The sequence below is a fragment of the Pseudomonas sp. HR96 genome (assembly GCF_034059295.1).
Lineage (GTDB): Bacteria > Pseudomonadota > Gammaproteobacteria > Pseudomonadales > Pseudomonadaceae > Aquipseudomonas.
The window spans coordinates 665,001-679,696 of sequence record NZ_CP139141.1 but is presented as its reverse complement, the minus strand read 5'-3'; the positions used below and the strand labels follow the sequence as shown (position 1 = coordinate 679,696).

At 56.9% G+C, this 14,696-nt stretch carries 10 protein-coding genes, 6 tRNA genes and 3 rRNA genes (1 of these 19 only partly in view); all 19 read right to left on the bottom strand.

Translation table 11 applies throughout. From position 1 onward, the window contains the following. Window positions 1-5: 5 nt before the first annotated feature. Complete coding sequence (gene rpoB / locus SFA35_RS03200) at window positions 6-4,079, bottom strand: DNA-directed RNA polymerase subunit beta (RefSeq protein WP_320575139.1); 4,074 nt, start codon at window positions 4,077-4,079, stop codon at window positions 6-8. A 216-nt stretch (window positions 4,080-4,295) separates the two neighbouring features. After that, window positions 4,296-4,661 carry a 50S ribosomal protein L7/L12 gene (gene rplL, locus SFA35_RS03195; RefSeq protein ID WP_025215758.1) on the bottom strand — a complete coding sequence of 122 codons (366 nt, stop codon included), beginning with the start codon at window positions 4,659-4,661 and terminating at the stop codon, window positions 4,296-4,298. A gap of 78 nt (window positions 4,662-4,739) precedes the next feature. After that, window positions 4,740-5,240 (bottom strand): 50S ribosomal protein L10, encoded by a 501-nt coding sequence (gene rplJ, locus SFA35_RS03190; RefSeq protein ID WP_320575135.1) that lies wholly within the window; start codon window positions 5,238-5,240, stop codon window positions 4,740-4,742. Between the two features lie 200 nt (window positions 5,241-5,440). After that, window positions 5,441-6,136 carry a 50S ribosomal protein L1 gene (rplA, locus tag SFA35_RS03185; RefSeq protein ID WP_320575133.1) on the bottom strand — a complete coding sequence of 232 codons (696 nt, stop codon included), beginning with the start codon at window positions 6,134-6,136 and terminating at the stop codon, window positions 5,441-5,443. After that, a complete protein-coding gene (gene rplK / locus SFA35_RS03180; protein WP_043192510.1) occupies window positions 6,136-6,567 on the bottom strand; it encodes a 50S ribosomal protein L11 in 432 nt (143 codons plus the stop codon). The genes rplA and rplK overlap by 1 nt, the downstream gene beginning before the upstream one ends. 116 nt (window positions 6,568-6,683) lie before the next feature. Next, the gene (gene nusG / locus SFA35_RS03175) at window positions 6,684-7,217 is read right to left on the bottom strand and encodes a transcription termination/antitermination protein NusG (protein ID WP_108240418.1); all 534 of its coding nucleotides are present in this window, start codon (window positions 7,215-7,217) and stop codon (window positions 6,684-6,686) included. Between the two features lie 9 nt (window positions 7,218-7,226). Further along, on the bottom strand, window positions 7,227-7,595 hold the full coding sequence (gene secE / locus SFA35_RS03170) for a preprotein translocase subunit SecE (RefSeq protein WP_320575128.1): 369 nt from the start codon (window positions 7,593-7,595) through the stop codon (window positions 7,227-7,229). 45 nt (window positions 7,596-7,640) lie between these two features. Further along, window positions 7,641-7,716: transfer RNA gene (locus SFA35_RS03165), tRNA-Trp, on the bottom strand. Window positions 7,717-7,824: 108 nt separating this feature from the next. After that, window positions 7,825-7,900 (bottom strand) — tRNA-Thr (locus SFA35_RS03160). Between the two features lie 26 nt (window positions 7,901-7,926). Then, window positions 7,927-8,000 (bottom strand) — tRNA-Gly (locus SFA35_RS03155). Between the two features lie 24 nt (window positions 8,001-8,024). Next, window positions 8,025-8,109, bottom strand: a tRNA-Tyr gene (locus tag SFA35_RS03150). A 143-nt stretch (window positions 8,110-8,252) separates the two neighbouring features. Then, window positions 8,253-8,672, bottom strand: coding sequence for a hypothetical protein (locus SFA35_RS03145; RefSeq protein WP_320575126.1), 420 nt, complete (start codon window positions 8,670-8,672; stop codon window positions 8,253-8,255). 7 nt (window positions 8,673-8,679) lie between these two features. Then, entirely contained in the window at window positions 8,680-9,429 is a 750-nt protein-coding gene (locus SFA35_RS03140; RefSeq protein ID WP_320575124.1) for a pantothenate kinase, read from the bottom strand. Further along, window positions 9,419-10,381, bottom strand: a complete 963-nt coding sequence (gene birA / locus SFA35_RS03135) for a bifunctional biotin--[acetyl-CoA-carboxylase] ligase/biotin operon repressor BirA (RefSeq protein WP_320575122.1) — start codon at window positions 10,379-10,381, stop codon at window positions 9,419-9,421. The genes SFA35_RS03140 and birA overlap by 11 nt, the downstream gene beginning before the upstream one ends. Before the next feature lie 299 nt (window positions 10,382-10,680). Beyond that, a 5S ribosomal RNA gene (gene rrf / locus SFA35_RS03130) occupies window positions 10,681-10,796 on the bottom strand. Window positions 10,797-10,936: 140 nt separating this feature from the next. Continuing rightward, window positions 10,937-13,829 (bottom strand): 23S ribosomal RNA (locus tag SFA35_RS03125). A gap of 255 nt (window positions 13,830-14,084) precedes the next feature. Further along, window positions 14,085-14,160 (bottom strand) — tRNA-Ala (locus tag SFA35_RS03120). Between the two features lie 4 nt (window positions 14,161-14,164). Then, window positions 14,165-14,241, bottom strand: a tRNA-Ile gene (locus SFA35_RS03115). A gap of 143 nt (window positions 14,242-14,384) precedes the next feature. Continuing rightward, window positions 14,385-14,696: ribosomal RNA gene (locus SFA35_RS03110) — 16S ribosomal RNA — on the bottom strand (it continues 1,225 nt past the right edge of the window). Together the 16S, 23S and 5S rRNA genes with 2 tRNA genes alongside form the textbook arrangement of a ribosomal RNA operon.

The window sequence follows — 14,696 nt, the reverse complement described above, 5'->3', positions numbered from 1 at the left end:
ACGTGTTATTCGGTTTCCAGATCGATATCGATACCGAGGGAACGAATCTCTTTGATCAACACGTTGAAGGACTCGGGCATGCCCGGCTCCATACGGTGATCGCCGTCCACGATGTTCTTGTACATCTTGGTCCGACCGTTCACATCGTCCGACTTCACTGTGAGCATTTCCTGCAGGGTGTATGCCGCGCCGTATGCTTCCAGCGCCCACACTTCCATCTCCCCGAAACGCTGACCACCGAACTGCGCCTTGCCGCCCAGCGGTTGCTGGGTGACCAGGCTGTAAGAACCAGTGGAACGCGCGTGCATCTTGTCGTCCACCAAGTGGTTCAGTTTGAGCATGTACATGTAGCCGACGGTGACCGGACGCTCGAACTTGTTGCCGGTGCGGCCATCGAACAGCTGCATCTGGCCGCTTTCCGGCATGTCTGCCAGTTTCAGCATGGCCTTGATTTCGCTTTCCTTGGCGCCGTCGAATACTGGGGTGGCCATTGGCACACCGCCTTTGAGGTTCTTCGCCAGGTCAAGGATCTCTTGATCGGTGAAGTCTTCGAGCTTCTCTTGACGCCCGCCGATCTCGTTGTAGATCTCGGTCAGGAAACCGCGCAGTTCAGCCACCTTACGCTGTTCTTCCAGCATACGGTTGATCTTCTCGCCCAGGCCCTTGGCCGCGAGGCCCAGGTGGGTCTCGAGGATCTGCCCAACGTTCATGCGCGAAGGTACGCCCAAGGGGTTGAGAACCACGTCCACCGGAGTACCGTTGGCGTCGTGCGGCATGTCTTCGACCGGCATGATGACCGAGACTACACCCTTGTTACCGTGACGGCCGGCCATCTTGTCGCCCGGCTGGATGCGGCGACGAATGGCCAGGTAGACCTTGACGATCTTCAGTACGCCCGGTGCCAGGTCATCGCCCTGCTGCAGCTTGCGCTTCTTGTCTTCGAACTTGTCGTCCAGCAGACGGCGACGATCAACGATGTAGGCCTGGGCCTTTTCCAGTTGCTCATTCAGCGCGTCTTCGGCCATGCGCAGTTTGAACCACTGGCCGTGCTCGAGACCGTCGAGAACTTCGTCGGTGATCTCGGTGCCTTTCTTCAGGCCGGCGCCGCCTTCGACGATCTGGCCTTTGAGGGCCGAACGCAGACGTTCGAAGGTAGCACCTTCGACGATGCGGAACTCTTCGTTGAGGTCCTTGCGGATCTCATCCAGCTGGCTCTTCTCGATCGACAGGGCACGAGCGTCACGCTCGACGCCGTCGCGGGTGAAGACCTGAACGTCGATGACGGTACCTTTGGTGCCAGTCGGCACGCGCAGGGAGGTGTCTTTGACGTCGCTGGCCTTCTCGCCGAAGATTGCGCGCAGCAGTTTTTCTTCCGGAGTCAGCTGGGTCTCGCCTTTCGGGGTGACCTTGCCGACCAGGATGTCGCCGGCGCCGACTTCGGCACCCACGTAAACGATACCGGCTTCGTCCAGCTTGTTCAGCGCCGCTTCACCCACGTTAGGGATGTCGGCAGTGATTTCCTCTGGGCCCAGCTTGGTATCACGCGCCACACAGGTCAGTTCCTGGATGTGGATCGTGGTGAAGCGGTCTTCCTGAACCACACGCTCGGACAGGCAGATGGAGTCTTCGAAGTTGAAGCCGTTCCACGCCATGAACGCGATGCGCATGTTCTGGCCCAGGGCCAGTTCGCCCATGTCGGTGGAAGGACCATCCGCCATGATGTCGAAACGCTCGACGCGATCACCTTTGCTCACCAGCGGACGCTGGTTGATGCAGGTGTTCTGGTTCGAACGGGTGTACTTGGTCAGGTTGTAGATGTCGACACCGGCTTCACCGGTTTCGACTTCGTCATCGGCAACCCGAACCACGATACGGCTGGCATCGACGGAGTCGATCACGCCGCCACGGCGAGCCACCACGCAGACACCGGAGTCGCGGGCAACGTTGCGCTCCATGCCGGTGCCGACCAGCGGCTTGTCGGCACGCAGGGTCGGTACGGCCTGACGCTGCATGTTCGAACCCATCAACGCACGGTTGGCGTCGTCGTGCTCGAGGAACGGAATCAGCGAGGCTGCAACCGAGACTACCTGCTTGGGCGAAACGTCCATCAGGGTGACGTCTTCAGGCGCCTTCACGGTGAATTCGTTCAGGTGACGTACTGCTACCAGCTCGTCGATCAGGACTTTCTTGTCGTTCATGGTCGCCGAAGCCTGCGCGATCACGTGATCGGCTTCTTCAATAGCGGACAGGAACACGATCTCGTCGGTGACCAGAGCGTCTTTCACCACACGGTACGGGCTTTCGAGGAAGCCGTACTGGTTGGTGCGCGCATAGGCAGCCAGGGAGTTGATCAGACCGATGTTCGGACCTTCCGGCGTTTCGATCGGGCACACGCGACCGTAGTGCGTCGGGTGTACGTCACGAACTTCGAAGCCCGCGCGTTCGCGAGTCAGACCGCCAGGGCCGAGTGCGGAAACACGACGCTTGTGGGTGATCTCGGACAGCGGGTTGTTCTGGTCCATGAACTGCGAAAGCTGGCTGGAACCGAAGAACTCTTTCACCGCGGCCGCTACCGGCTTGGCGTTGATCAGGTCCTGAGGCATCAGGCCTTCGCTTTCGGCCATCGACAGACGTTCCTTGACCGCACGCTCCACGCGCACCAGGCCCACACGGAACTGGTTCTCGGCCATCTCGCCGACGCAGCGGACGCGACGGTTACCCAGGTGGTCGATGTCGTCGACGATGCCTTTGCCGTTGCGGATGTCGACCAGGGTCTTCAGTACGGCAACGATGTCTTCCTTGCTCAACACGCCCGAACCTTCGATCTCGGTGCGACCGATACGACGGTTGAACTTCATCCGGCCGACCGCAGACAGGTCATAGCGCTCAGGGCTGAAGAACAGGTTGTTGAACAGGGTCTCGGCGGCATCCTTGGTCGGCGGTTCGCCTGGACGCATCATGCGATAGATCTCGACCAGCGCTTCCAATTGGTTGCTGGTGGAGTCGATCTTCAGCGTGTCGGAGATGAACGGACCGCAGTCGATGTCGTTGGTGTACAGCGTTTCGATGCGCACGACCTGGGCCTTGGCGATTTTCGCCAGGACGTCGGTTGTCAGCTCGGTGTTGCATTCAGCCAGGATCTCGCCGGTAGCCGGGTGCACGATAGCCTTCGCCGTGGTGCGACCCAGTACGTAGTCCAGCGGAACGTCGAGGGTCTTGACCCCGGACTTCTCGATCTGGTTGATGTGGCGTGCGGTGATACGACGGCCTTGCTCGACGATGACCTTGCCGCTGCCATCGGTGATGTCCAGGGCCGCGATTTCACCACGCAGGCGCTGAGGCACCAGTTCCAGGCTCAGGTTTTCGCCCTGAACGTGGAAGACGTTGGTGGTGTAGAACGCATCCAGGACTTCTTCGGTGCTGTAACCCAGCGCGCGCAGCAGTACCGACGCGGGCAGCTTGCGACGACGGTCGATCCGGACGAATACACAGTCTTTCGGGTCGAATTCGAAGTCCAGCCACGAACCGCGGTAAGGAATGATGCGAGCCGAGTACAGCAGCTTGCCGGAGCTGTGAGTCTTGCCACGGTCGTGGTCGAAGAACACGCCAGGCGAACGGTGCAGCTGGGAAACGATAACGCGCTCGGTACCGTTGATTACGAAGGTACCGTTCTCAGTCATCAGGGGGATTTCACCCATGTAGACTTCTTGCTCTTTGATGTCCTTGATCGCTTTGTTCGACGACTCTTTGTCGAAAATGATCAGGCGTACTTTTACCCGCAAAGGTACGGCGTACGTCACGCCTCGCAACACGCATTCCTTGACATCAAAAGCCGGTTCGCCCAGGCGATAACCAACGTACTCCAAAGCCGCATTGCCGGAGTAGCTGATGATCGGGAAAACGGATTTGAAGGCCGCATGCAGACCGACGTCACGGAACTGGTCCTTGGTCGCTCCCGCCTGCAAGAATTCGCGATACGAATCCAGCTGGATAGCCAAGAGGTACGGTACGTCCATGACGTCCGGCAACTTGCTAAAGTCCTTGCGGATACGTTTTTTCTCAGTGTATGAGTAAGCCATCAGCGTTCCCCAGCTTGGTCACCTGCTTGTGGCCCCTCCCGACGGGAGCAGCCAGAAAATCTTGCGAATCCCTTGATTCGCGCCACCGCCTCGGGTGGTACTGCACGTTACTCGCGTCGACCTGATCGACCGCCAGTAACGGAAAAAGGCCGGTGGCATGAGCCACCAGCCATCAGCCTCGCGCTAAACGCTGGGCTGGAGACGCAAGGTCGATGCTTACTTCAGCTCGACTTTGGCGCCTGCTTCTTCCAGAGTAGCCTTGGCTTTGTCGGCTGCGTCTTTCGAAACAGCTTCCAGGACCATTGCTGGGGCGCCGTCAACGACTGCCTTGGCTTCTTTCAGGCCCAGACCGGTCAGCTCACGAACAGCCTTGATCACGTTGACTTTCTTCTCGCCAGCTTCGGTAAGCATGACGTTGAATTCGGTTTGCTCTTCAACAACAGCGGCAGCAGCAGCTGGGCCAGCCGAAGCAGCGGCAGCGGAAACGCCGAATTTTTCTTCGAAAGCCTTGATCAGCTCAACAACCTGCAGAACCGACATTTCAGCTACGGCGTTGAGGATATCGTCTTGGGAGATAGACATTGCTGTATTTCCTGAATTGGGGGACGGCCTACTCGGCCATCGAAATAAACAAAAATACGCGAGAGAAGTCGTTCAGCCTCAGGCTGCGGCGGCTTCTTTTTGCTCGCGAACTGCAGCCAGAGTACGAGCCAGCTTGCTGGTAGCGCCTTGAATCACGCTCATCAGCTGCGAAATGGCTTCGTCACGGGTCGGCAGAGTTGCCAGCACGTCGATTTGGTTAGCTGCGAGGAACTTGCCCTCGAACGCAGCTGCCTTGATCTCGAACTTGTCCTGACCCTTGGCGAATTCCTTGAACAGACGGGCAGCAGCGCCCGGGTGGTCTTTGGAAAAGGCGATCAGGGTCGGGCCTTTGAACACGTCGTTGAGGATCGAATACTCGGTGCCTTCAACGGCGCGCTTGAGCAGGGTGTTACGTACGACACGTACATACACGCCAGCTTCGCGGGCCTCTTTACGGAGTCCGGTCATAGCGCCTACTGTCACACCACGGGCATCAGCCACGACAGCGGACAGAGCGACTTTGGCAGCCTCGTTGACTTCAGCGACGATGGCCTTCTTGTCTTCGAGATTAATTGCCACGGGTTTAACTCCTGCTTGTTACCGTTTCATCTGGCCGAAGCCGGATGTCGTTTTGGTGTCTGATTCGGTAAGGAACCGGGAGCACCATCTGCGTAGGCTTGGGGTTTAAGGCTTGCGCCGCCTACGGTCTTGGATAGCCCCCGCCAGGCAGGGACCCCAATCTTGCATGCCAGGGCACGATTGCTCGTGCCCGAGCGGTCTTACGCGTCCAGCGAACCTTGGTCGATGACCAGGCCCGGGCCCATGGTGGTGCTCAGGGTAACGCGCTTGACGTAGATACCTTTCGAGGAAGCAGGCTTGATACGCTTGAGGTCAGCGATCAGTGCTTCGACGTTTTCCTTCAGCTTGGTGGCTTCGAAGCCGACCTTGCCTACGGAAGTGTGGATGATGCCGTTTTTGTCGGTGCGATAACGAACTTGACCCGCCTTGGCGTTTTTCACGGCGTTGGCGACGTCAGGAGTTACGGTACCGACTTTCGGGTTAGGCATCAGGCCACGCGGACCGAGGATCTGGCCCAGCTGACCGACAACGCGCATGGCATCAGGCGATGCGATTACGACGTCATAGTTCAGGTCGCCGCCTTTCATTTCGGCAGCCAGGTCGTCCATGCCAACGCGGTCTGCACCGGCAGCCAGAGCAGCTTCGGCAGCTGGACCCTGGGTGAACACGGCAACCCGTACGGTCTTGCCGGTGCCGTGTGGCAGCACGGTAGCGCTACGTACGACCTGATCGGATTTACGCGGATCAACGCCCAGGTTCACGGCGACGTCGAACGACTCGCTGAACTTGACGGTCGACAGCTCGGCCAGCAGGGTGGCGGCTTCTTCGAAGTTGTAGAACTTGCCAGCTTCGATCTTGGAAGCGATAGCCTTTTGACGCTTGGTCGGCTTAGCCATTACACACCCTCCACGTTGAGGCCCATGGAGCGAGCAGAACCGGCGATGGTACGCACGGCTGCTTCCATGTCAGCGGCAGTCAGGTCCGCGTTCTTGGCTTTAGCGATATCTTCCAGCTGAGCGCGGGTCACGGTACCGACTTTGACGGTGTTCGGACGAGCGGAACCGCTGGTCAGGCCAGCAGCTTTCTTCAGCAGAACCGAAGCAGGGGTGCTTTTGGTCTCGAAGGTGAAGCTGCGGTCGCTGTAAACGGTGATGATCACAGGAGTCGGCAGGCCGGCTTCTTGACCCTGAGTACGGGCGTTGAAGGCCTTGCAGAATTCCATGATGTTCACGCCGTGCTGACCCAGAGCCGGGCCGACGGGTGGACTTGGGTTGGCCTGGCCGGCCTTTACTTGCAGCTTGATGTAAGCCGTGATTTTCTTAGCCATGAGCTACTCCACTATTGGGTACAGGCGCCTTGCGGCTCCCCAGTTGCTTTGCGTTTTATCCCAGTGACGACAAAACCCCGCAGCTTACGCCTGCGGGGTATGGGATCCGTTTCCAATCAGACCTTTTCGACCTGACTGAACTCGAGCTCTACCGGAGTAGAGCGACCGAAAATGAGCACTGCCACCTGGATCCGGCTCTTTTCGTAGTTAACTTCTTCGACCGTGCCATTGAAATCGGCGAACGGACCGTCGGTGACGCGAACGACCTCACCCGGCTCGAACAAGGTCTTCGGCTTGGGCTTGTCGCTACCGTCAGCAACGCGGCGCAGGATAGCTTCCGCTTCCTTGTCGGTGATCGGCGCAGGCTTGTCGGCGGTACCGCCAATGAAGCCCATCACGCGAGGAGTATCCTTGACCAAGTGCCAAGTACCCTCGTTCATTTCCATCTGGACCAGCACATAGCCAGGGAAGAACTTGCGTTCGCTTTTGCGCTTCTGGCCATTGCGCATCTCGACCACTTCTTCAGTGGGGACCAGAATTTCGCCAAAGCCGTCTTCCATGCCGGCCAGCTTTACACGCTCGATCAAAGAGCGCATAACATGCTTCTCGTAACCCGAGTAGGCATGCACAACGTACCAACGCTTAGCCACGGGACACCCTTAGCCAACAATCAAGGAAACAAGCCAGCCGAGCAGGGAATCGAGACCCCACAACAGCAACGCCATGACCAGTACGACCGCCACTACGATCAGTGTGGTCTGCGTGGTTTCTTGGCGAGTCGGCCAAACGACTTTACGGATTTCGGTGCGAGCTTCCTTAGCCAGGACGAAGAACGACTTGCCTTTGGCGGTCTGCAGAGCCACGAAGGCAGCGACGGCAGCAATGACGAGAAGCGCGAGAACCCGATACAGGATCGGCGAGGCGTGGTAGTACTGGTTACCTACGACACCCACGACCACCAAAGCGACGACTGCGAGCCACTTGAGCAGATCGAAACGCGAATCCTGGGCTTCAGCTTTTGGAGTCATCTAGGAAGATCCTGTGAAAAGAAAGCCAAACCCACCGAGTGAATCTGGCAGGTCAGGAGGGAATCGAACCCCCAACCTACGGTTTTGGAGACCGTCGCTCTGCCAATTGAGCTACTGACCTAAAACAAAATCAGGCCGACCATTATGCAGGCCCGAAGGAACGAATTCAACCTTCGTTGAATCAGCCCATTAAAACAAAGGCAGATATATTCATATCTGCCTCTGAAAATGGAGCTCTTGAGCGGATTTGAACCGCTGACCTCACCCTTACCAAGGGTGTGCTCTACCAACTGAGCTACAAGAGCGTAACACCGTGCAACAGCAGCAAACGTGGAGCGGGTAGCGGGAATCGAACCCGCATCATCAGCTTGGAAGGCTGAGGTTCTACCACTAAACTATACCCGCGGAGCTTGCAGCTCTCGCTAAAAATGGTGGAGGGAGAAGGATTCGAACCTTCGAAGTCGTAGACGTCAGATTTACAGTCTGATCCCTTTGGCCGCTCGGGAACCCCTCCTTAATGTGGCGGCATTTTACAGCTTGCCACCGCCCTGTCAAGCTATTTTCTCATTAAAATCTTGAGGTTAGCTACTTGAGACAGGTGCTTCACATGGCCGGACAAGACATCATCCCTGTGAAGCGGGCGCCATTCTATGCAAACTATTCGCCGGTTGCAATGCCTTCGCACGGCATTATTTGATGTTTCAGCTCATTGATGTCCCGAGACAGGCTCCGCACCTGGACCTCGTCGGGCAACGGCTGGCCCGGCACCCCTACGCGCAGCCAGTATCCGCCGCCCTGCTCGGCCTTGAGCTGGCGCGTAACTGCAGCAATCTTCTCGCCGCTCAGGCGCTGCTGCAACGGCGCCAGCGCCTCGCTCGTCGACAGGCCACCCAGGTACAGGCAATCCTGCCCTCCTGCGCCATCCTTCTTTGCCTCGCTGAGCAGGTGAATATCATGTTGCCCGGCGCTGTGCGAGGTCAGCGGCGCGATCTCCTTGGCCTGCATGGGCGCCTCCTGCTGGTGCCAGACGTAATAGAAGACGTTGAGAATCAGCAGCAGCAGGAACAACCAACGCATAAGCACCTCAGGACAATGGGCAGGCGATCGCCAAGCCGATGAATACCAGGTCTGGCACTACCTGTGCGCCCGGCATCACTTCATGCACGCGCTCGGCGTCTCCGCCCGCGAGAAATACCGTGAATCGATCGCCCCAGTAACTTTTGGCCAACTCCAGCTGGGTCAGGGCGAAGCCCTGCAGCATCAAGGTACAGCCGCGCTCCACCGCCTCCACCGTCGAGCGCCCAGGCTGCAGCGACTCGAGGGCGACTTCTGCGGCGTGATCGTCGTAGCGGATCCTGCGTGTGTGGGTACGCAGCTGGTTGCGCATCAGAGCCAGGCCCGGGCAGATGAAACCACCCAGGTGGCGACCGTCGGCGGCGATCAGATCGGAGGTCACGGCGGTACCGGAATCGATGACCACGCAGTTGCCCTGTGCCAGGTGATAGCCACCCACCAGGGCCAGCCAGCGATCAAGCCCCAGCCGTTGATATTCGTCATAGCCATTTTGTACGCCAATGAGGCTCTGCGCGGGCGTAGCACAGACCGGCACGATGGCGAACCGATCAGCCAGCAGCTGTATCACCCGCGCAGTCTCATCATCGGAACGGACGCTGACCAGCCGGCAGTGGCGTAGGGCCAGACCGTTCAATGCCTCCAGCGTCGCCAGCAGCGCGAGATCGGAATCGACCGTGCCGCCGGCGAAGATAGCGCCGTCATTGCGAACGATCACCCGCCACTTGATAAAGCTGTTGCCGCAATCGAGCTCAAGAATCATCGCGCAGCCTCAAACTCAATTCGCCACCGCTGAACACCTGCTCGCGCCCCTGCACCTCGAGACGCAGCGCCCCCTGGCGATCTATACCCAATACCTTGCCCTCGATCTGCTTGGCACCGGCAATCAGCGCGACCTGCCGCCCTTGCCATAGGTGGTTGTGTTCCCATTCGGGCTGAATCGCTGCGAAGCCTTCCCGGCGATGCCGCTCAAGATAGACTTGCAGCTTGGCGCTGAGCAAGGCCGCCAGGTGATTGCGATCAACAGGTGCCCCCGACTGCAGGCGCATCGAGGTCCACTGCTGATCGACCTCCTCCGTGGACTGCATGTTGACGTTGATGCCAATACCGATGACCACATGGCAGACATCGGCAGGATCGCCTACCAGCTCCAGCAGGATACCCGCCAGCTTGCGCTGCTCTGCCAGGATGTCGTTGGGCCATTTCAGTCCAGCCTTAACCACCCCCAGCTCGCGCAGCGTATTCACGACTGCCAGACCGACCACCAGACTCAAGCCTTCGACCTGGCGCATTCCACCTTCTATGCGCAACAACAGGCTGTAGTAGAGGTTCTCCCCGAACGGGCTGACCCAGGTTCGGCCTCGGCGGCCGCGGCCGGCGGTTTGACGCTCGGCGAGCAGGAGGAACGGCGCCTGCCGACCGCCTGCGAGCAGCCGTAGCGCCTCGGCGTTGGTGGAGTCGATGGTGTCCAGCACCGTGACCGGCCATGACGGCGACACCGCAGCCTGGGCCTCGATCAGCGCCGGGTCGAGCAGCTCCAGGGGCGCGGACAGCTGATAGCCGCGGCCTCGGACTTTATGGATGGCCAGGTTCAGTTCGCCCTGCAATTGCTGCAGTTGCTTCCAGACAGCGCTGCGACTGATGCCCAGCGCTGCCCCCAGATCCTGGCCTGAATGGAATTTTCCATCCTTGAGGAGTTTCAACAACGTCAACATGCCGGTCCCGCCTCACAATGAGGCAGGCATGATAGCCATGCGGGGTGCTGTTGCATAGAAAAGGGCTCGGGAATGCAGCTGGAAATACTGTATTCGAGGGAGGGGGGGCGAAGCCCCTGAGAGGCCGCCATGCCGGTTGGTCTTCGGCGATCGCAAGGGCAAGAGATCGTGGGCGTAGCCCACTCCCATATTGCCCGCATTGCACCAGGCCCTGTATGGCAGCTGGGCCTGGCTTGGGCTTTTTCCAGGCGCAAAAACAAAACCCCATCTGCGCGAGCAGACGGGGTTCTGGAATTTAATCTTGACGATGACCTACTCTCACATGGGGAAACCCCACACTACCATCGGCGATGCATCGTTTCACTGCTGAGTTCGGGATGGGATCAGGTGGTTCCAATGCTCTATGGTCGTCAAGAAATTCGGGTGCTGAGGAGTCTTTTGAAGGACAGCTCGGCAAATCAGGTATGTGATGTTTGTGAGTCGCAAATTTTCGTGCTGTTGTCGTCTTCACAACACCGCAATCTGGTCATTCGACGCAAATTGCTTGGGTGTTATATGGTCAAGCCTCACGGGCAATTAGTATGGGTTAGCTCAACGCCTCACAGCGCTTACACACCCCACCTATCAACGTCGTAGTCTTCGACGGCCCTTCAGGGAACTCAAGGTTCCAGTGAGATCTCATCTTGAGGCAAGTTTCCCGCTTAGATGCTTTCAGCGGTTATCTTTCCCGAACATAGCTACCCGGCAATGCCACTGGCGTGACAACCGGAACACCAGAGGTTCGTCCACTCCGGTCCTCTCGTACTAGGAGCAGCCCCTCTCAAATCTCAAACGTCCACGGCAGATAGGGACCGAACTGTCTCACGACGTTCTAAACCCAGCTCGCGTACCACTTTAAATGGCGAACAGCCATACCCTTGGGACCGGCTTCAGCCCCAGGATGTGATGAGCCGACATCGAGGTGCCAAACACCGCCGTCGATATGAACTCTTGGGCGGTATCAGCCTGTTATCCCCGGAGTACCTTTTATCCGTTGAGCGATGGCCCTTCCATACAGAACCACCGGATCACTAAGACCTACTTTCGTACCTGCTCGACGTGTCTGTCTCGCAGTCAAGCGCGCTTTTGCCTTTATACTCTACGACCGATTTCCGACCGGTCTGAGCGCACCTTCGTACTCCTCCGTTACTCTTTAGGAGGAGACCGCCCCAGTCAAACTACCCACCATACACTGTCCTCGATCCGGATAACGGACCTGAGTTAGAACCTCAAAGTTGCCAGGGTGGTATTTCAAGGTTGGCTCCACGCAGACTGGCGTCCACGCTTCAAAGCCTCCCACCTATCCTACACAAGCAAATTCAAAGTCCAGTGCAAAGCTATAGTAAAGGTTCACGGGGTCTTTCCGTCTAGCCGCGGATACACTGCATCTTCACAGCGATTTCAATTTCACTGAGTCTCGGGTGGAGACAGCGCCGCCATCGTTACGCCATTCGTGCAGGTCGGAACTTACCCGACAAGGAATTTCGCTACCTTAGGACCGTTATAGTTACGGCCGCCGTTTACCGGGGCTTCGATCAAGAGCTTCGCTTGCGCTAACCCCATCAATTAACCTTCCGGCACCGGGCAGGCGTCACACCCTATACGTCCACTTTCGTGTTTGCAGAGTGCTGTGTTTTTAATAAACAGTCGCAGCGGCCTGGTATCTTCGACCGGCATGAGCTTACGGAGCAAGTCCTTCACCCTCACCGGCGCACCTTCTCCCGAAGTTACGGTGCCATTTTGCCTAGTTCCTTCACCCGAGTTCTCTCAAGCGCCTTGGTATTCTCTACCCAACCACCTGTGTCGGTTTGGGGTACGGTTCCTGGTTACCTGAAGCTTAGAAGCTTTTCTTGGAAGCATGGCATCAACCACTTCGCGTCCTAAAGGACACTCGTCATCAGCTCTCGGCCTTAAGATCCCGGATTTACCTAAGATCTCAGCCTACCACCTTAAACTTGGACAACCAACGCCAAGCTGGCCTAGCCTTCTCCGTCCCTCCATCGCAGTAACCAGAAGTACAGGAATATTAACCTGTTTTCCATCGACTACGCTTTTCAGCCTCGCCTTAGGGACCGACTAACCCTGCGTCGATTAACGTTGCGCAGGAAACCTTGGTCTTTCGGCGTGGGTGTTTTTCACACCCATTGTCGTTACTCATGTCAGCATTCGCACTTCTGATACCTCCAGCAAGCTTCTCAACTCACCTTCACAGGCTTACAGAACGCTCCTCTACCGCATCATCATAAGATGATACCCGTAGCTTCGGTACCTGGTTTGAGCCCCGTTACATCTTCCGCGCAGGCCGACTCGACTAGTGAGCTATTACGCTTTCTTTAAAGGGTGGCTGCTTCTAAGCCAACCTCCTAGCTGTCTAAGCCTTCCCACATCGTTTCCCACTTAACCAGGATTTTGGGACCTTAGCTGACGGTCTGGGTTGTTTCCCTTTTCACGACGGACGTTAGCACCCGCCGTGTGTCTCCCATGCTCGGCACTTGTAGGTATTCGGAGTTTGCATCGGTTTGGTAAGTCGGGATGACCCCCTAGCCGAAACAGTGCTCTACCCCCTACAGTGATACATGAGGCGCTACCTAAATAGCTTTCGAGGAGAACCAGCTATCTCCGAGCTTGATTAGCCTTTCACTCCGATCCACAGGTCATCCGCTAACTTTTCAACGGTAGTCGGTTCGGTCCTCCAGTCAGTGTTACCTAACCTTCAACCTGCCCATGGATAGATCGCCCGGTTTCGGGTCTATTCCCAGCGACTAGACGCCCTATTAAGACTCGCTTTCGCTACGCCTCCCCTATTCGGTTAAGCTCGCCACTGAAAATAAGTCGCTGACCCATTATACAAAAGGTACGCAGTCACAGAACAAAGTCTGCTCCCACTGCTTGTACGCATACGGTTTCAGGATCTATTTCACTCCCCTCTCCGGGGTTCTTTTCGCCTTTCCCTCACGGTACTAGTTCACTATCGGTCAGTCAGTAGTATTTAGCCTTGGAGGATGGTCCCCCCATATTCAGACAAAGTTTCTCGTGCTCCGTCCTACTCGATTTCATGACAAGGAGATTTTCGCGTACAGGGCTATCACCCACTATGGCCGCACTTTCCAGAGCGTTCCGCTAATCTCCAAACCACTTAAGGGCTGGTCCCCGTTCGCTCGCCACTACTAAGGGAATCTCGGTTGATTTCTTTTCCTCAGGGTACTTAGATGTTTCAGTTCCCCTGGTTCGCCTCTTGCACCTATGTATTCAGTACAAGATAACTGTCTTATGACAGCTGGGTTCCCCCATTCAGACATCTCCGGATCACAGTCTGTTTGCCGACTCCCCGAAGCTTTTCGCAGGCTACCACGTCTTTCATCGCCTCTGACTGCCAAGGCATCCACCGTATGCGCTTCTTCACTTGACCATATAACCCCAAGCAATCTGGTTATACTGTGAAGACGACATTCGCCGAAAATTTGCTTTCTCAAGTCAATTGAGAGTAACTCACAAATTTTACCTTAGCCTGAACAACACCAGTGAAAGTGCTATCCAGTCTATACTTCTATCACATACCTAAATTTTTAAAGAACGATCTAGTCAAAGACTAGAAATCAACATTCACGCATCAATCATCTGATGGAATGCTCATTTCTAAGCTTTACAACGAGGGTACCAAATATGGTGGAGCCAAACGGGATCGAACCGTTGACCTCCTGCGTGCAAGGCAGGCGCTCTCCCAGCTGAGCTATGGCCCCAAATTGGTGGGTCTGGGCAGATTCGAACTGCCGACCTCACCCTTATCAGGGGTGCGCTCTAACCAACTGAGCTACAGACCCAATCAGGGGCTACAACTAAGTCGACCTCACCCACTCTCTACCTAAGTAGCATGGGGTTCGCTCTAACAAACTCAGACCCAATCGTCTCTACAATGAATCAAGCAATTCGTGTGGGTGCTCATGAAACAGATGATGTCGTCGATTAAGGAGGTGATCCAGCCGCAGGTTCCCCTACGGCTACCTTGTTACGACTTCACCCCAGTCATGAATCACACCGTGGTAACCGTCCTCCCGAAGGTTAGACTAGCTACTTCTGGTGCAACCCACTCCCATGGTGTGACGGGCGGTGTGTACAAGGCCCGGGAACGTATTCACCGCGACATTCTGATTCGCGATTACTAGCGATTCCGACTTCACGCAGTCGAGTTGCAGACTGCGATCCGGACTACGATCGGTTTTGTGAGATTAGCTCCACCTCGCGGCTTGGCGACCCTCTGTACCGACCATTGTAGCAC